Below are 16,928 nucleotides of genomic sequence, written 5' to 3'. Positions count from 1 at the left end.
GCCCGGCAATTCCCCCTAACGTACAACCCCGGATACCCCACTTCCGCCCAAACTAGCCCGGGGCCCGGGGGGCAGGCCCCCCCCCCCCCGGGGGGCCGGGGCACGGCCGACGGCGGGCGCGGAGGGACCGGTCAGGAGTACGGAAGGCGCAGCACCGACTGGTTGCCGATGCCCAGGGTGGTGGGGTTGTTGCCGATGGCCGACCAGACCTCCACCCGGACCGTGCCGTTGCTCAACGTGCCCAACGTCCCGGTCGCCGAGGCCAGGCCGGCGCTCTGGGTGTAGTGCTCGTAGCCGGTGACCGGGTCGGTGGCGAAGTAGCGCCACGTCTCCGTCCGGTCCCAACTGCCGTTGCCGGTCAGGTCGTAGGAGACCCGTACCTGCGTGCCGTTGCCGACGGCGGTTCCCGCGTCCACGAACAGGTCGAACGCGGTCTGCGCACCGGAGTAGGTGAGGTTCAGGCCGGTCGCGGTGAAGACCTGGGCGTTCGTCGGCGTACCGTCGTGGTTTCCGTTGGCGGCCGCGACCGTGGTCGTGGCCGTGCTGCCCGCGTTGCCCAACCCGCCACCGGCGAGCAGGTACCGCGTCGGCGAGCCCGAGCTGGGCGGCGGCGTGGTCGGCGGGGCGGTGGTCGGTGGCGCCGTCGTGGGCGGTGCCGTCGTGGGCGGTGCGGTGGTCGGCGTGCTCGTCGGCGGTACGCCGCCGGAGGCGTTGCCGCCGCTCCAGGTGTACGCCCCGGTGGTGGCCGTCCGTCCGGCCCCTACCGTGAGCCGCGTGCCGTTGGAGAACGTGACGGTGATCGGGTTCGCGGTCGGGTTCGACGCCACGTAGGTGCGCGCGCCGTTACGGGAGAAGACCGCGCTGAGCGGGTGGTTGGCGCTGACCGTCGTGTCGACGGTGCCCAGCGCGGCGAGGTTGCGGATCCAGTGGAAGGTGTGCGCCCGACTCTCGCCTTCCTCCGGGGTGTAGCCCGGGTTGGCGCGCAGGTTGGCCAGGGCCGCGTCGGGGTCGCCGAGGGCCTGGAACTGCCACAGGATGTCCTGCCACACCGTCGGCGGCCCGCCGTTGTTGCGGACCAGTTCGGCGTAGTTGGTGCGCACGTACGCCGGGTTGGCGCCCAGGTAGAGGTGCCCACCGGTGACCGGCAGCAGGTTGATGCCCTGGATCATCTCCGGCTCGCCGCTGAACCAGGTGGCGTACGCCCCGCCGTCGCCCCAGACCATGCCGACGGTGGAGTGCCCGAAGGCGGCCGGGAAGTTCTGGTCGCTGACGTCGAACCAGTACTCCTGGATCGCGGCGGCCTGTGTCGTGTAGAGGAAGATTCCGGCGTCCCGGACGGCGGTGTCGCCGGTGACCTGCCCCCACTGGATGAGGGCGTTGGCGAAGTTCATCCCCTCGGAGGACGACTCCTGGTTGTTGCCGGAGCCGAACGAGCCGTGCCCGGACGCCCAGTCGTGCCCGGCGTAGATGTCGAAGTCCCGCAGGTACGGGAAGCGGGTGTCGTCGCGACGGTAGTTGTTGGCGTCGCGGATCAGCAGGTCCACCATGCCGCCGTAGCGGCTGCTCGCGGCCCACGACGGGTCGAACTTGGCCAGCGTCGCGGCGGCGGCGACGAAGTAGCCGTAGTGGAAGTGGTGGTCGTTGAGCTCCTGGTCGGAGCCGTACGACGCCGGGTAGCCGATCAGGGTGCCCCAGTTCGCGTCGTAGTAGAAGAGCTTGCTGGTCTTGCCCGTGGAGGCGGTGAACCAGTCGGTGAGCGTGGAGCGGATCGCGTTCAGCGCGCTGTCGCGGGTGGTGGTGTCGTTGACCAGGTCGGCGATCTCGGCGATCCGGGCGGCCCGGCCGAGCCCCTTGCCGGTCCAGTACGTGTCGTTGCCGCGCTGGTCCATCGGGTTGCTCCGGGCCGCGGCCAGGTGACCGGTCAACGTGGACAGATCCGATCCACTCCCGTCGCCGACGGCCGGCAGCTCCGGCAGCACGCCCTGGAACGTCATGGCGGTACGGAACTGGCTGATCCCGGTGAGGACCTTCATCCGGCCCCGCGCCGACGGGTAGGTCGGCGTGATCGGGGTCGAGCCCGACAGGGACTTCCACTGGTGCGGGTAGAGGCTCACCACGGTCTGCGTGGCGCTGCCCTCGCGGGCGGTGGTGGTGAAGGCGTACGTCGTGCTCAGGCCGTTGGTCGACGGGTCGTAGGAGTAGGAGACCCGGGTGCCGGTGACGTGGGCGTGCGCGTACCGGCCGTAGCTGGTGGCCAGGTCGGCCCGCTCGCTGGCGCTGCCCGTCGGGGGCAGCAGGGCCACCGAGAAGTAGCCGCGACCGGCCAGGGTGGAGGAGATGCGGCTACCGCTGACGGCCCAGCTCGCGCCGCTCGGGGCGTACGCCACGTAGTCGTGGCCGTTGACCCGGAAGCCGATGGTGGTCCCGCTGTTGGACCACACGTCGGGGGTGCCGGACGTGCCGATCACCGCGTCCCCGCCGGTGGCCTGGAAGTAGGCGAACGGCAGGCCGTGGCCGATGGTGGCGCGCAGGGTGCGGGCCCCGTCGCTCCAGTACGGGCTGACCGTCCAGTCGGTCCAGCCGTCCACCTTGACCTGGGGCGCGGCGAGCCCGGCCACGCCGACGCGGATGTCCTGCACGTACGGGTAGTGGTACTCGCCGACGCCGGTGGCGGTGCCGCTGATGGCGGGGGTGGAGTTGGCCGAGAAGCCGAGCCCGTCGGTGAACGTGTCGTACGAGGTGGGGTGGGCGTGCAGGGGCTCGCTGAAGGCGCAGTCGGTGCGCTTCCACAGCAGCGAGGACCACCAGTCGTTGGTGGGCACCGCTCCGGCGGGGGCGTTGGCGGTGGCGAACTGCCGGGGGTTGCTGGACATCTGCCCGCAGCCGGTGGGGAGAGCGCCGACCGGGGTGGTGGTGTAGCTGCCGGCGCCGACGGGCGCGGCCTCGGCGGCACGGGTGACGGGGATCGTGAGGCCACCGACGACCAGGGCCAGGGCGGTGGCGGCTGCCAGCGCCCATCGGCGGTGGGGGACGGGAGGTTTCATGGTGCCTCCATCGCGCGTCCGGGCGCGGATCGTGCCGCCCCGGCGCCTTGCGTCTGAATTGTGGAAAACGTCGATCGAGAGAGCGCTCTCTCAGACGGCACGGTAATCGACCGTCGAGATCCCCGTCAATGTGTCCGTTCGGTTGCGTGCGGATGTCGCGAACTGACCGGGGTTACCGGCCGACCCCGTCCAGCTCGGCGTGCAGCGCCTCCGGCGCGCGCATCCGCCAGGCGTCGGTCACCAGCTCGCGGAGCCGGTCGACGTCGACGGCCGCCAGGCGCAGCAGCACCAGCGGCAGGCCGTCGTACCCGGGCGTGGTGAAGAAGACGTCGGGCTCACCGAGCAGCAGCGCCTGCTTCTCGGCCTCGTCCCCGACGAACAGCACCGCGATGTCGAGGCGGATCACCCGTGGCCGGCCGGGCGTGCGCTCCGGATAGGACCAGACGAAACCCTTGTCGGCCACCCGGAAGTCGAAGCCCTCGCTGTCGATCTCGACGGTCTGGGGCAGGGCCAGGGCCAGGCGGCGGACGTCGTCGGCGTCAGCCACCGGGACCCCGCACGTCACGCGCCATTCGCATGAGCCGAGAGTACGCACCGGGACCGACAGGACTCAGCCGGACAGGTCGACCGCCGCGGCGCCCACGACCACCCGGTCGGCCTCGCGCTGGACGTAACCGATCACCGTGGCCTGGCCCGGGTCGAGGTCCGGCGGCACGGCCAGCTCCACCTGCCCCCGCTCGCCGTGCAGGGGTGTCGACGCGAAGGCGCGTACGACGTTGTCCTGCCGCAGCGTCCGGCCGGCGTTCTCGCCCCGGGCGATCGCGCTGTCCAGGCCGCGCTGCACGATCGCCACGTTCACCACCGCGCGCTGCGGCGGCCGCTCGACCCGGTAGTCCAGGACCAACGGCGTGCCGCCTCCGCCGACCTGCGGCACCGACACCGTCAGGGGCGCGGCGGCGGCCGACGTCAGGGCGGACGCGATGGCGCTCGCGGCCCGGCCCCGGTCGGAGCCGACGAACTCCACGCTGCCGTTGACGATCATCTGCGGGGTGTAGAGACGTCCGGAGCCGAAGGCGCGGGCGTACGCCTCCTGCCGTGCGGTGTGTGCCGCGTCCGCGAACTGGTCGGGCCAGCCCAGATCGTCCCAGTAGTCCACGTGGAAGCCGAGGGCGAACACCGGCTCCCCACGCGTGCGGGCGTCGCGCTCGATCTCGGTGAGCAGCTCCTCGGCGGGCGGGCAGCTGTTGCAGCCCTGGGAGGTGAACAACTCCACGACGGCGACACCACCACCGTTCATCGACGAGCGTGGACCCGGTGCGGGGTTCGTCATGGTGTGTCTCCTCCGGTGCGACCGCTGACCGCTCTGCGATTCCCCTTACCGCGCCGACGACGCCTGGGCAGCGAGGTGGTTCCGGCTCCTGGAACGCCTCTTGTAGCACAAATCCGCCGTTACGCGCGGCGATGCCACTTACGGGTAACCAACCGCGAAGGGGGATCTTCCTCCGATAGCTTGCGAAGGAGAGAAAAACTCTCATTCCTCGTGAGTTGCGGCTAAGGAGATCAGTGATGAAGCGCAGCGTAGCGCTAGCGGCGGCCCTCCTGGTGGGTCTGACCAGCGCCGGAAGCCTTCCCGGGGCCGCCTTCGCGGACGGCGGTCCCGCAGGTGGCCACGATGACGGCGGGGGACGCGGACACCACCGGGGCAGCGAGGGCGCGGTCTTCGTCCAGACCAACAAGGCCGAGGGCAACACCATCAAGGTGTACGAGCGCGACGACGACGGCCAGCTCAGCAAGGCGGGGGAGTACGAGACCGGCGGCCTCGGCGGCTTCACCATCGGCGCGCCGGTCGACGCGCTGGCGTCGCAGGGGTCGTTGATCTACCACCGCGGGCTGCTGTTCGCCGTTAACGCCGGCAGCAACACCGTGACCGTCTTCGACGTCGACGGCACCCGGCTGCACAAGCGGCAGGTGATCTGGTCCGGGGGTCTGCTCCCGGTCAGCGTCACGGTCCGCGACCACCTCGTCTACGTGCTCAACGCCGGTGGCGAAGGGTCGGTGCAGGGCTTCGAGCTGGACAAGGGACGCCTGTCGCCGATCCACGGCGCCAACCGCTCGCTCGGCCTGCACAACGGCAACCCGCCGGCGTTCATGACCGCTCCCGCCCAGGTCAAGATCGACCCGGAAGGCGAGTTCGTCCTGGTGTCGACGAAGGCGGCCAACGTCATGTTCAGCTACGAGATCGGTCGCCACGGCGAACTGTCCCGCCAGCCGGTCATCAGTGACGCCGGGTCCACGCCGTTCGGCTTCACCTTCGACAGCGAGGACTCGGTGCTGGTCACCGAGTCCGGCAGCAACGAGGTCAGCCGCTTCGAGATCGACGACGACGGCGCCCTCGACCAGTTCGGGCCGTCGGTGCCGAACGGCCAGCAGGCGCCCTGCTGGATCCAGCGGGTCGGCGACTACTTCTACGTCGCGAACGCCGGCAGCTCCACGATCAGCGCCTACAAGGTCGACGACGACGGCAAGCTCCAGCTCGTGCACGCCGTCGCCGCCGACACCGGCGGCGGGTCGATCGACATGACCACCAGCGACGGCTTCCTGTACGTCCAGAACGCCGCCGCCGGCAACGTTCAGGGCTACGAGGTGAACGACAACGGCTCCCTGCGCCTCGTCACCACCGTCGAGGGCCTGCCGAAGTTCACCGACGGCATCGGCATGGAGGGCATCGCCGCCTCCTGACGATCGACCCGCCGCTGGTCCCGGTCGCTTGCGGCCGGGACCAGCGCGCGTCCCCGTCCCGGCCCGGACATGACAACTGTGTGACAAATCAGCCCGTGGGTCGATCGCCGGTTTCGGCGGGGCCGGGCATGGGGCAACCAGACGTCGCTGACGACAACACCTTCGGAAGGGACGGCCCCCGTGGAAATCCAGGGCTTCTTCACCGCGATCATCATCGGCCTGGTCATCGGCGCCCTCGGTCGCCTCGTGGTTCCCGGCAAGCAGAACATCTCGATCGTGCTCACCCTCGCGATCGGCGTGCTCGCCGCGATCCTCGGCACGCTCGTCGCCGGGGCCCTCGGTGTCGACGACACCGCCGGCATCGACTGGATCGAGCTGCTCCTGCAGGTCGTGTTCGCCGCGATCGGTGTGGCCGGCACCGCCGCCGTCCTGGGCCGTCGGCGCCCCTGACGCCCCGCTCCCTCGGGGGCTGCCGGCCCCCACGCGCCCGTGGCGACGACTGGTCGCCACGGGCGCTGTGCTTGGATGATCCGGTGCAGTTCACCGTGACAGACGTGCCCGCGCGGGAGCGGTTCGAGGCGCGCGACGAGACGGACGCGGTCGCCGGCATCGTCACCTACCAGCTGACCGGCGCCATCATCGCCTACACCCACACCGAGGTCGATCCGGCGTACGAGGGTCGGGGCGTCGGCTCGACCCTGGCGCGCGCCGTCATGGACGACGCGCGCGCCAAGGGCCGCAGCGTGGTGCCGATCTGTCCGTTCCTCGCCGAGTGGCTGGTGAAGCACCCCGAGTACGAGGACATCGTCGTACGGTCCACCCGCAAGGTGAAGTAGCCCCGCGCTCAGTGCCAGTCGCTGATCGCGACGTCGTCCGGGGCGGGCCTGCCCCGCCCGGTCTCCACCAGCTCCTTCAGGCTCATCAGGAACGTCGCCCACTTGGTGCTGCAGTGGTGCATGAACTCGCCCGGCGCACGCCAGCCCTCGTGGGCGAACAGGACGATCGTGTGGTCGCCCCGCTGGTCAAGGTGCCAGTCGATCTCGGTGCCGACCCATTCCTCAGGACCCCCGGTGACCCGCCAGCGGACGTGGCCGCCGGGGTCCAGGTCGAGGACCTGCATGTCGAAGCCACCGACGTCGCCGAACCGGAAGGCCAGCTGCCCGCCGACCTCGCTCGTGCCGACCGTGTCGGTCGTCCACCAACCGGCGAGTCCCTCCGGGGTGGCCACCGCGCGGTAGACGTCGTCGAGCGGGGCGACCACGCCGACCCGGTGCAAAATGTCGACCATCTCATTCTCCGTGGTTGTCGGTGCGGTGACGTTCGATCGTCTCGGCGATCCGCTTGATCCGGCGCAGGCGGGCGTCCCAGGTCGCCCCGACGGCGGTCAGTTGGGCGACCGCGCGGGCCAGTTGCGCCTCGTCGACCTGGTAGTGACGCTCCCGACCGGCGGGAGTCGAGTGGATCAGGCCCACCCGGTCCAGGACGGTCAGGTGCTTCGAGACGGCCTGGCGGGTGACGGGGAGTCGCTCGCTCAGTGACGTGGCCGTGCCGGGCCCGCCGGTGAGCAGCAGGTCGATCATGCTGCGCCGGATGGGATCGCCGATCGCCGACCACAGGGCATCGTCGACTGCCGTGGTCATGACGTGGCGACCAGCCGGGTGACGTACGCGCCGAGGTTCGGGACGTAGTGGTTCCACCCGCTGACGTGGTCCTGGTACTGCTTCTCCAGCAGGGCGACCTCCCAGCCCATCTCGCGGAACCCGGTCTCCGTCATCCGGACGCGGGTCCCCGTGGCGGTCGGAACGAGGTCGAAGGTGACCAGCAACGACTGGCCGCCGCGGTCCGGCTCGGTGAAGCACCACCGGAAGGAGAACCGCTTCGGCGGGTCCACGTCGACGACGGCCAGGTCGACGGTCGTCGTCGCGCCGGTCTGCGCGTCGCGCCACACCAGCTCGCCGGGCGCGCCCGCGACCGGTTCGAACCGGGCGTCGTCCGGCCACCACTCCCGCACGTGCTCGGGCTGGCTGATCACCTCGAAGACCACCTCGAGTGAGGCGTCGACGTCGATGTCGCGTTCGATCACTCCGTACTCCATGCGTACCACCCTCTCGCAACCTTTGGTTGCGTCACGGTACAACGGCCCGGCGGCGACGTGCAACCTTTCGTTGCGCGTCGGCGCGGCGGGTCTCCCGGCGGCATGGCGCGTGCGACGGCGGTACGGTGCAGGTCGGGTGGCCTGTCCGGCCCGCACCGTCGTCCCTTCACGACCCCCGGGAGACCTGAACGATGACTGCCTCCGTGCTCCGTGCCCTGCACCACGACCGCCCGGCCGGCGACCCGCTCGTCCTGCCGAACGCCTGGGACGCGGGCAGCGCCCGGGTCTTCGCCGACGCCGGATTCGACGCGCTCGCCACGCCCAGCGCCGGAGTCGCGGCCTCCCTCGGCTACGAGGACGGCGCGACCCCGGCCGCCGAGATGTTCGCCGCGGTGGCGCGGATCGTCCGGGCCGTGTCCGTACCGGTCTCCGCCGACGTCGAGGACGGGTATGGGCTGACGCCCGCCGAACTGGTCGAGCGGCTGCTGGAGGCCGGTGCCGTCGGCTGCAACCTGGAGGACTCCGAGGGGCACGCCACGCTCAAGGAACCGCAGCGGCACGCGGACTGGCTGGCCGAGGTGCGGGCGGTGGCCGGCGACGCGCTCGTCATCAACGCGCGCGTCGACACCTTCCTGTTCGGCACCGGCGATCCGGCCGACGCGATCGCCCGCGCGAAGCTCTACGTGGCGGCGGGGGTCGACTGCGTCTACCCGCTGCGCGCGCCCATCGACGTCCTTCCGGCGCTGCGCAAGGGCATCGCCGGCCCGATCAACATGGCCGCCGCCCCGAGCCGGGAGTCGGTGGCCGCGCTGGCCCGCAACGGCGCCACCCGCATCACCTTCGGCCCAGGCCTGCAGCGGTACGCGATGGGCGCGATCGGCGACCTGGCGGCGAACCTGCGCGTCTAGTGCCGTGACCACGAACGTTCACGTTGGCCGACAGGCCGTCGGGCCTGTTGGTCGGATGGCGTCGTGGCGGTCAGGCTGTGTCGGTGACAGATCTCGTACGGATGCGGCGGCGCAGTGATCAGGGCGCGGCGCGAACCGCCGAGACGAGCCCGCCCGCGCCCTCGTCCTGCTGAGGCGGGGTGAGCGCAGGACGTCCGTAGGCCTCGGCGCGCTCACGCAGGGTGAAGGCCTCCGCCTCCCAGCCGAGGCCGTCCAGCCAGCCGACCGGGTCCTCCGGCATCTCCCAGACCCACATCGACGCTGCCGATCCCGAAACGGCATCCCCCCGGAAGCGTTCGACCACACCGCGCGAGCCCAGTGTGAGGCCCATCCTGCTGCCTGCGGCGGACAGCGCGCCGACCCGTTCGAGCAGCGACTCCACTGCGTCCCCGGGTAGATAGATCAGCAGCCCCTCGGCGATCCACACCGTCGGCTGCGCCGGATCATGCCCGGCCGCGGCCAGGGCGGCGGACCAATCCTCGCGGAGGTCGACCGGGACGGTGATCCGCTCGCAGCGCGGAACGGCACGCTCCTGACGCAGCACCGCGGCCTTGAAGCCCAGCGGTTCGGCCGTGTCGACCTCGAACAACCGCGTACCCGCGGGCCAGTCCATCCGGAAGGCCCTGCTGTCCATCCCGGCCCCGAGCAGCACGACCTGCCGGACGCCGGACGCGACCGCCCGATCCAGCAGGTCGTCCAGAAACTTCGTCCGGATGACGATCGAGAAGGCCACACCGAGCCAGCGGCGCCGCGCCGCCTCGTCCGTGCGCGGGGGCGGCGGCGTCCCGGGGCCTCTCCCGCCGGCCGTGGCGAATGCCAGCGCCAGCGGGTCGCGGAACAGCGGCTGCTCGCGTGCCGTCTCCATTGCCCGCACCCGGGCCACGCCCACGGCTGTGGCCCACACCCCGGACGGTTCGATCGGTTCCGCCGCATGAGTCATGCGTTCAGCCTAGCTAGGCGGCGCGTCACCCAACACCGTGAACGTTCGTGGTCACAGCACTAGGGCGGTGCCCCGACACCGTCGCGCCGCCACACACGCCGTCGGCGCCCCTGACCGGGTCAGCCGTTGAAGTCCGTCATCAGCCAGATCCGGTCGAAGGCGCGCTCGGCCAGGTCCGTATGCCTGATCATGAAGTTGACGACGATCAACGTCTCGCCGAACGCGTCACCCACCTGCCCCTCGTCCAGCCAGACGGTGGCCAGCACGGTGTGCTCGGTGCCGTCGAGGATGGGATTGTCCGCTCCGCCGGTGCTGGCGGCGCCGTAGCCGCCGAGGGAGAAGTCGTGGTCGTTGCCGTCGAGGTACCACATCACCTCGCCGATCGCCTCCTCGACCTCGTCGTCCAGGCGAAGGTCGAACGGCGCTTCGCGCTCGTTCTCCGGAAGGCTCCAGCCGGCACGAGCGTGCAGCGGAACCGGATCGAAGACCGGCACTCCGGGGTCGGGGCGCTCCGTCACCGCGGCGCCCGCCGGCACATGGACGACCCGACACCGGGTGGGCGTGAAGCGCGGCTCGACGAAGAACAGCAGCGACCCGTCGGCCGGCAGGTCGAGGTCGTGCCCGTGCGAGGGAATCGCGGCGAGGTCGAGCGTCAAAGCGAGACACTGCCCGGGCGGCCACTCCGCATCCGGCGGCAACGCCGCGAGACCGCCGAACCGGCCGACCACCGGCAGGCCGTCGCCCTTGGGAACCAGCTCCGTCTGTGGTCGGGCCAGCCGCACCCAGCGCTCGATCTCGGCCAGCGGCACGCCCTTTTCCCGGGCCGCGCCCCGGAACTCCTGTCGTACGTCCATGGCCGGGCATTGTGCCGGAAAGGTCCGACAGACATCGGGGCGCGACCGCCACGCGGGTTCGACGCCGCGCCGGGCCGGGTCTCCTCAGCCGGCGTCGACGCGGGCGGCCAGGGCGTCCACGAGTCGGCGGGCGGAGCCGGCCAGGTTCCACCGGCCGGCCAGGTCGAGCAGCCGCTCCGGGTCGGCGGGGGCCGTCGGCAGCGCGGTGGGCAGCTCCGGCAGGGCCACGTCCAGGGCCACCCGGACCACCGTCGGCGCGACGGCCAGGTAGTCGCGGGCGCCCGCCAGCTTGGTACGCAGACCCGGCGCGAACGACGAGTCGGAGTCGTCCAGCGCGGCCAGGACGCCGTCGATGCTGCCGTACCGCTCGATCAGCCGTGCGGCGGTCTTCTCGCCGACGCCCGGCACCCCGGGCAGCCCGTCGCTGGGGTCGCCGCGCAGGGCGGCGAAGTCGGCGTACCGATCGGCCGGCACGCCGTAGCGGGCGCGTACCGCCGCGTCGTCGCAGTCGTCGAGCTTGGCCACGCCGCGCCCGACGTAGAGCAGGCGCACGTCCCGGGAGTCGTCGACGAGCTGGAACAGGTCCCGGTCGCCGGAGACCACCTCGACCGGGCCCGGCTGGGTCACCGACAGCGTGCCGAGCACGTCGTCGGCCTCGTAGCCCTTCGCGCCGACGGCGGTGATGCCGACCGCGTCGAGGACCTCGAGGATCATCGGCACCTGGGGGGAGAGCGTGTCGGGGACGACCTCGCCGCCCTGCGGGGCCACCCGGTGCGCCTTGTACGACGGCAGCAGCTCGACCCGCCACGCCGGTCGCCAGTCGTAGTCGAGGGCGCACACCATCCGGTCCGCGCCGCGACCACGGATGAGCGTGGCAAGCATGTCGAGGAAGCCACGCACCGCGTTGACGGGCTGGCCGTCCTCGGTGCGCGCGGCGGACTCCGGAATGCCGAAGTACGCCCGGAAGTAGAGGCTGGCTGCGTCGATCAGCAGGATCGGGGGTCGGTGTGCCACGCCCGACAGCCTGGCACAGCCCTCCGACGATCAGCGGTACGCCCGGCCGCCCAGCGGCGTCAGCGCCGATAGACGGTGTCGCGGCGGGCGAGGTGCTGCACCACGTAGCTGGTCACCAGCAACAGGATCGCGACCACCACCTCGACCCAGGCGGCGACGCCGTCGGCCACCGTCAGGCCGATCACGAGCAGGACCAGGCCGACGAGCGCGAGGACTCCGGCCCACAGTTGCCGACGACGGCGGGTCGCCGCCCGGTTCGCGTCGTTCGATGTCACGTCGGCCCTCCCGGTCGGGGCCACCCATGTCGGCCTCCCGATCCCAGGCTATGGCCCCCGCCCCGGTCCCACCCGGGAAACCAGCGTGCGGGCCGGGCCGCCGACGGCGCAGACTGCCGGTGTGGCGTTCCTTCCCGGCCTGGTGCTGGCCCGGCGGTACCACGACGAGGTGGTCGCGCCGATCCTGCGCGGTCGCCTCCCTGGCCTGCGGTACGCGGCGGGATTGCTCGACGGTGGCTCGGAGGTGCTCGGCCTGGACACGGCCCGGTCCACCGACCACGACTGGGGTCCTCGGGTGCAGGTGTTCGTCGGGCCGGCGGACGTCGCCGCGATCCCGCGACTGCGCGCCGTGCTGGACGCTGAGCTGCCCGCGGCCTTCCTGGGCTGGCCCACTCGTTTCGCCGGTGACGACGGTCGACTGGGCGTCGCCGACGCGGCCGGGACGCGGCACGGGGTCACGATCGACGACGTGGCAGTGTGGTGGCGCCAGCGGCTCGGGTTCGACCCGATGGCCGGGGTCGGCACGGCGGACTGGCTGGCGTGCCCGACCCAGCGGCTCGCCGAGGTGACCGGCGGCGCGGTCTTCCACGACGGGCTCGACGGGGCGCTGACGGCCCGGCGGGACGCGGTGCGGTGGTATCCGCCGGACGTGTGGCGGTACGTCCTGGCCGCGGTGTGGACCCGGGTCGCGCAGGCTGAGCACCTGCCCGGCCGGTGCGCCGAGGTCGGCGACGAGTTGGGCAGCCGGATCGTCACCGGGGGCCTCGCCAGAGACCTGCTCCGGCTCGGTCTGCTGCTGCGTCGGCGCTGGCCGCCGTACGACAAGTGGCTCGGCACGGTCTTCGCCGGACTGCCCGGCGCGGCCCCGGTGGTCGCGGCGCTGGCCGAGGCGGTGGGCCCGGGCGACTGGACCCGACGCCAGGCTGGTCTGGTCGAGGCGCTGGAGACCATGGCCCGGTGGACCGACGAAACGTCTCTGGCAGCGCCGGTACGCGCCCGGGCCGTCCCGTTCCACCGCCGGCCGTTCCTGGTGCTGCGTGCCGAGCGTGTCGCCGTCGCGCTACGCGCCGCAATGACCGATCCGACCATGCGCGACCGACCGCTGTGGGGTGCGGTCGACCAGTACGTGCACAGCGTCGACGTGCTCGGCGACGCGGCCAGGGCTCGCCGGGTGGCCGGCGGTCTGTGGTCGGATGCGCTCACCGACCAGCGGTGACGGCCGGACGCCGGCTCTCGTCGCGGTCATGGTCGGTGAGGTCGTGCAGGTGCCGGACCGGTGAGAGCAGCAGCACCAGGGGCGCACCGATGAGGGTAGCCGCGACGACGAGCAGGGTGGCGCGCGTGCCGAGCGGGCCGGCCAGCGCGCCGGCGACGAGCCCACCGACCGGGATCGCGCCCCAGGAGACGAACCGTACGGTCGCCATCACCCGCGAGAGCAGCTCGGGCGGGCTGGCGATCTGCCGGTACGTGCGGGTGGTCACGCTGAGCACGACCGTGCCGAGGGAGAAGACGATGCTGCCGGCGGCGAAGGCCACGTACGCGGGCCAACCGGTGCCTCCGGGAATCAGGACCGCGCCGACGACCGTCGTGAGTCCGGCGGCGACCAGCGCGCGGGCGCTGCCGAGCCACCTGGTGATCCGGGTGGTGAGGGCGGCGCCGACCAGCGCGCCGACACCCTCGACGGCGAGCAGGACGCCGACCAGGCCGGGTGGCGCGTGCAGGTCGCGGACCAGGTAGAGCGGGTGCAGCGCGAACTGCGCGCCGCAGACGAAGTTCATGGCCGTCGCGGCCCACATGCACGGACCGATGACGGGGTGGTACGCGGCGTAGCGCCAGCCCTCGCGGATCAGCGCGCCGACCGGCGGCCAGTGCTCGGGCGCGTCGACCCGGCGCGCGGGCAGCGTACGCAGGAGAGCCGCGGAGACGAGGTAGCTGGCCGAGTCGACGAGCAGGGTGGGCACCGCGCCGAGCGCCTGCACGGCGAATCCGCCGAGCGAGGGGCCGCTGAGCAGGGTCGCGGCGTGGGTGGCCGAGGTGAGGCTGTTGCGCGACTGCAACTGCTCGCGCTCGACGATGCTGGGCAGGAAGGTCGAGTTGGCCACGTCGAACAGCACGTTGGCGAAGCTGACGACCAGCGCGGTGATCACCAGGTGGGTCACCGTGAGCTGCCCCCACCACCAGGCCAGTGGGATCGACGCGACGGCGAGCGCTCGGGCCACGTCCGCACCGACCTGGGCGCCGCGCAGCGGCAGGCGTTGCACGATGACACCGGCCGGCAGGCCGATCACGATCCAGGCGACGTAGCTGGCCGCAGCGATCAGACCCATCTGCCAGGCGGAGGCGTTCAGGACGACCAGCGCGGTCAGCGGCAGGGCCACCGCGCCGACCGCCGACCCGACCATGCTGGTCGTGCCGGCGGTCCACCAGCGCCAGAACACCCCGGCCCGTGCGTCGACGTGCATGTCGTCGGCCCCCGTTCGTCGCGCCGCGGCATTCCTGGTGTCAGTGCGTTCCATTCTGGAACGGACTATAGTCGGGTGGGGACAGAGGGAGGAAGCGGGTGCGACGGGAGGATCTCGCCGACGCGGACTGCGGCATCGCGCAGGCGCTCGGTGTGCTGGGGGACTGGTGGACGTTCCTTATCGTGCGCGACGTCGCCGGCGGCACGACCCGCTTCGACGCGCTCCAGCGCGAGCTGGGCGTCAGCCGGCGGGCGTTGACCGAACGCCTGGCCGCGCTGGTGGAGCACGGCGTGCTGGAACGTCGCCCGTACTCCGCGCACCCGCCCCGGCACGACTACCTGCTCACCGCGCGGGGCGAGGGCCTGCTACCGGTGCTGATCGCCCTACAGGACTGGGGAACGAGGCACCTGATGGGTGACGGGGAACTGACCGCGACCGCCGACGACGCCTCCGCCGAGGCCCGACGGGTGCACCATCTCGTCGGGCGGCGACTGCCCGAGGTCGTCCTGCCTGGGCCGGACGGACGGCCGGTCCCGGTCGCGACGCCGGACGCCTGGAGCGTCCTCTACCTCTTCCCGGGCGCGTACGCGCCGGGCGTGAACGCCTATCCGCCCGGGTGGGCCGACATCCCGGGCGCGCGGGGCTGCACCCTGGAATCGACCACCTACGCCGACCGGTATCCGCGGTTCCGGGACCTGGGGGTGCGGGTGTACGGCATCAGCACCCAACGACCGGACCAGCTCGCCGACTTCACCGCCCACGCCGGGTTGCCCTTTCCGCTGCTGTCCGACGAGGACGGCCGACTCGCCGCGGGCCTGCTGCTGCCCACCTTCCGGGCCGGCGGGGTGACCCGGTTCAAGCGACTGACCATGCTGGTCGACCCGGCGTCGGTGGTGCGGGCGGTGCAGTTCCCGGTCACCGATCCGGCCGGGTCGGTCGACGAGATGCTGGCGCTGGCCCGCGACCACGCGACGATCCCCGGCTGACGCGAGGCGTCGACCGGGGATCGAGGCGTACGGGTCGGGTCAGGCCGGGAGCGTCCAGCGCTGGTTGGCGCCGGCGAAGCACTCCCAGATCTGCAGGCGGGCGCCGTCGGCCGAGGTGTTGTCGGTGACGTCCAGGCACTTGTTGGACTGCGGGTTGCGCAGCGTGCCGTTGGACTGCGCCTGCCACACCTGCGCGCCGCTGCCGTTGCAGTCGTACAGCTGCACCTTCGCGCCGTTGGCGGTGGAGCCGCTGGTGATGTCGGCGCACTTGCCGAGGGCGCGCAGCGTGCCGTCGGTGGCGACGGTCCAGGTCTGCGCGGCGGTGCCGTTGCAGGTGTAGATCTGGACGGCGGCGCCGTTGGCGGTGCTCGCGGCCGCCACGTCGACGCACTTGCCGCCGATCCCGGTGATCCGGCCGGTACGACCCGACGGCGGCGGGGTGGTGCCGCCCATGATGGTGTCGTACATGGCGCTCACCAGCGAGGTGGAGCCGGTGGTGTCCTGCGACAGCTCCCAGTTCATCACGCCGCCGGCGTTGGCGAGGGCCCACTGCGTCTTGCGCTTGACGGTCGGGATGCCGTTGTAGCACTGCTGCGCGCCGCCGGCCGTGGTGCAGTCCCGGTTGGCGTTGGCCGGGTCCAGGGCGACGAGCGCCGAGTACGTGTAGTAGCCGGGGCGGCTGTAGAAGGGGATGCCGAGGACGGCCTTACTGGCCGGCAGGCCACGGGACTTCCACAGGTTGATGCTGTTGATCGACCAGTCGTAGTTGGAGTGCGGGCTGCCGCCGTCGTACGCCATGATGTTGAGCCAGTCGACCTGGCTGAACACGGCGGTCGGCACGCCGTCGAGGTAGTAGCCCTCGGAGACGACGGCCGCGGTGAGCAGCTTGCCGCGGCTGTGCAGGGCGCTGCCGAGCTGGGTCATGAGCTGGGTGTAGTTGTTGGCCGAGGCGCCCGGGTCGGGGTACTCCCAGTCCATGTCGACGCCGTCGAGGTTGTACTGGTTGACGAAGTTGACCAGGTTGTTGACGAACGCCGACCGGCTGCCGGAGTTGGCCGCGAGGGCTTCGAAGGCCGAGTCGTTGCCGTCGTTCCAGCCGCCGACGGCGATGGAGACCTTGACGTTGTTGGCGTGCGCCTGGGAGACGAGCGAGGAGAGTTTGCTCGGGTTCTCCACGGCGCGCAGGCTGCCGTCGTTGTTGGGCAGCACGAAGGCGTAGTTGATGTGGGTGAGCTTGTTGTACTGGATCGTGTTGACGTTGCCGGCCCACGAGGGCATGTAGCCGACGCTCTTGAAACCGTTCGGCAGCACCACGGCCTGCGCGGCGGTGGGGACGAGGGCGACGGTGGTGACGGCGGTGGCCAGGGCGAGCAGGCCGGCGCTGAGGACGCGGCGCAGTGGTGAGGACATGGGGGCCTTCCCGTGGGCGGGGGACGACACCCGCCCGCGCAGGGTTGTCGCGGGCGGGACGTGGGGGATGCAGGAACGGGTGGGCCTCGAGGTGGCCAAATCTTAAAGAGTGTTAACTGTCCGAGTCAATCAACACCGATGAATTTCCGTCGCGGAGCCCAC

General features: G+C 71.8%; 18 protein-coding genes. 6 read left to right on the top strand and 12 right to left on the bottom strand.

What is annotated here, in order from left to right; all coding sequences use genetic code 11:
• Positions 1-131 precede the first annotated feature (131 nt).
• From AB0J36_RS09390 to AB0J36_RS09380, 3 genes are all read right to left on the bottom strand, one after another.
• On the bottom strand, positions 132-3,044 hold the full coding sequence (locus AB0J36_RS09390) for a glycosyl hydrolase (protein ID WP_357170001.1): 2,913 nt from the start codon (positions 3,042-3,044) through the stop codon (positions 132-134).
• A gap of 172 nt (positions 3,045-3,216) precedes the next feature.
• On the bottom strand, positions 3,217-3,591 hold the full coding sequence (locus AB0J36_RS09385) for an MmcQ/YjbR family DNA-binding protein (protein WP_357170004.1): 375 nt from the start codon (positions 3,589-3,591) through the stop codon (positions 3,217-3,219).
• A gap of 63 nt (positions 3,592-3,654) precedes the next feature.
• On the bottom strand, positions 3,655-4,374 hold the full coding sequence (locus AB0J36_RS09380; protein ID WP_357118457.1) for a DUF1223 domain-containing protein: 720 nt from the start codon (positions 4,372-4,374) through the stop codon (positions 3,655-3,657).
• Positions 4,375-4,610: 236 nt separating this feature from the next.
• On the opposite strand from AB0J36_RS09380, the gene AB0J36_RS09375 reads away from it, so the two are divergent.
• The 3 genes from AB0J36_RS09375 (at position 4,611) to AB0J36_RS09365 (ending at position 6,619) form a co-directional block, all read left to right on the top strand.
• Positions 4,611-5,783 carry a beta-propeller fold lactonase family protein gene (locus tag AB0J36_RS09375; protein ID WP_363660376.1) on the top strand — a complete coding sequence of 391 codons (1,173 nt, stop codon included), beginning with the start codon at positions 4,611-4,613 and terminating at the stop codon, positions 5,781-5,783.
• 180 nt (positions 5,784-5,963) lie between these two features.
• Entirely contained in the window at positions 5,964-6,233 is a 270-nt protein-coding gene (locus AB0J36_RS09370) for a GlsB/YeaQ/YmgE family stress response membrane protein (protein WP_357394280.1), read from the top strand.
• A gap of 83 nt (positions 6,234-6,316) precedes the next feature.
• Entirely contained in the window at positions 6,317-6,619 is a 303-nt protein-coding gene (locus tag AB0J36_RS09365) for a GNAT family N-acetyltransferase (RefSeq protein ID WP_355051143.1), read from the top strand.
• Between the two features lie 8 nt (positions 6,620-6,627).
• On the opposite strand, the gene AB0J36_RS09360 is transcribed toward AB0J36_RS09365, so the two are convergent.
• Genes AB0J36_RS09360 through AB0J36_RS09350 form a run of 3 tightly spaced genes read right to left on the bottom strand, consistent with a single transcriptional unit; the run spans position 6,628 to position 7,878 of the window.
• The gene (locus AB0J36_RS09360) at positions 6,628-7,071 is read right to left on the bottom strand and encodes an SRPBCC domain-containing protein (RefSeq protein WP_357118469.1); all 444 of its coding nucleotides are present in this window, start codon (positions 7,069-7,071) and stop codon (positions 6,628-6,630) included.
• Between the two features lies 1 nt (position 7,072).
• Positions 7,073-7,423 carry a metalloregulator ArsR/SmtB family transcription factor gene (locus AB0J36_RS09355; protein ID WP_357118472.1) on the bottom strand — a complete coding sequence of 117 codons (351 nt, stop codon included), beginning with the start codon at positions 7,421-7,423 and terminating at the stop codon, positions 7,073-7,075.
• Positions 7,420-7,878 (bottom strand): SRPBCC domain-containing protein, encoded by a 459-nt coding sequence (locus AB0J36_RS09350; protein WP_357394283.1) that lies wholly within the window; start codon positions 7,876-7,878, stop codon positions 7,420-7,422. Before AB0J36_RS09350 ends, AB0J36_RS09355 begins: the two co-directional genes overlap by 4 nt.
• Positions 7,879-8,069: 191 nt before the next feature.
• On the opposite strand from AB0J36_RS09350, the gene AB0J36_RS09345 reads away from it, so the two are divergent.
• Entirely contained in the window at positions 8,070-8,786 is a 717-nt protein-coding gene (locus AB0J36_RS09345) for an isocitrate lyase/phosphoenolpyruvate mutase family protein (RefSeq protein WP_357118478.1), read from the top strand.
• 118 nt (positions 8,787-8,904) lie between these two features.
• Here AB0J36_RS09345 and AB0J36_RS09340 read toward each other — a convergent pair whose 3' ends face one another.
• From AB0J36_RS09340 to AB0J36_RS09325, 4 genes are all read right to left on the bottom strand, one after another.
• Positions 8,905-9,765, bottom strand: coding sequence for a class I SAM-dependent methyltransferase (locus tag AB0J36_RS09340; RefSeq protein WP_357118481.1), 861 nt, complete (start codon positions 9,763-9,765; stop codon positions 8,905-8,907).
• Positions 9,766-9,884: 119 nt separating this feature from the next.
• Positions 9,885-10,619: a DUF1963 domain-containing protein gene (locus AB0J36_RS09335; RefSeq protein WP_357394285.1), complete on the bottom strand. Its 735-nt coding sequence runs from the start codon at positions 10,617-10,619 to the stop codon at positions 9,885-9,887.
• Between the two features lie 84 nt (positions 10,620-10,703).
• Complete coding sequence (locus tag AB0J36_RS09330; protein WP_357170021.1) at positions 10,704-11,633, bottom strand: 5'-3' exonuclease; 930 nt, start codon at positions 11,631-11,633, stop codon at positions 10,704-10,706.
• Positions 11,634-11,692: 59 nt separating this feature from the next.
• Positions 11,693-11,908 carry a hypothetical protein gene (locus AB0J36_RS09325; protein ID WP_357170024.1) on the bottom strand — a complete coding sequence of 72 codons (216 nt, stop codon included), beginning with the start codon at positions 11,906-11,908 and terminating at the stop codon, positions 11,693-11,695.
• Positions 11,909-12,029: 121 nt separating this feature from the next.
• Between AB0J36_RS09325 and AB0J36_RS09320 the strand changes: the two genes are divergently transcribed.
• Positions 12,030-13,124, top strand: a complete 1,095-nt coding sequence (locus AB0J36_RS09320; protein WP_357170027.1) for a DUF4037 domain-containing protein — start codon at positions 12,030-12,032, stop codon at positions 13,122-13,124.
• Here the strand turns inward: AB0J36_RS09320 and AB0J36_RS09315 are convergent.
• Positions 13,108-14,370: an MFS transporter gene (locus AB0J36_RS09315; RefSeq protein WP_357394333.1), complete on the bottom strand. Its 1,263-nt coding sequence runs from the start codon at positions 14,368-14,370 to the stop codon at positions 13,108-13,110. The two genes, AB0J36_RS09320 and AB0J36_RS09315, sit on opposite strands and share 17 nt — an antisense overlap.
• Positions 14,371-14,468: 98 nt before the next feature.
• Here AB0J36_RS09315 and AB0J36_RS09310 point away from each other — a divergent pair, with 98 nt between their 5' ends.
• Positions 14,469-15,356 (top strand): winged helix-turn-helix transcriptional regulator, encoded by an 888-nt coding sequence (locus tag AB0J36_RS09310; RefSeq protein WP_357118497.1) that lies wholly within the window; start codon positions 14,469-14,471, stop codon positions 15,354-15,356.
• A gap of 39 nt (positions 15,357-15,395) precedes the next feature.
• Here the strand turns inward: AB0J36_RS09310 and AB0J36_RS09305 are convergent, their stop codons facing one another.
• Complete coding sequence (locus tag AB0J36_RS09305) at positions 15,396-16,766, bottom strand: glycosyl hydrolase family 18 protein (RefSeq protein ID WP_357394287.1); 1,371 nt, start codon at positions 16,764-16,766, stop codon at positions 15,396-15,398.
• Positions 16,767-16,928 lie beyond the last annotated feature (162 nt).

The organism is Micromonospora sp. NPDC049662 (assembly GCF_040675055.1).
Classification (GTDB): Bacteria; Actinomycetota; Actinomycetes; order Mycobacteriales; family Micromonosporaceae; genus Micromonospora.
The sequence above is the reverse complement of the archived record's forward strand: the minus strand, read 5'-3'. Positions and strand labels throughout refer to the sequence as shown.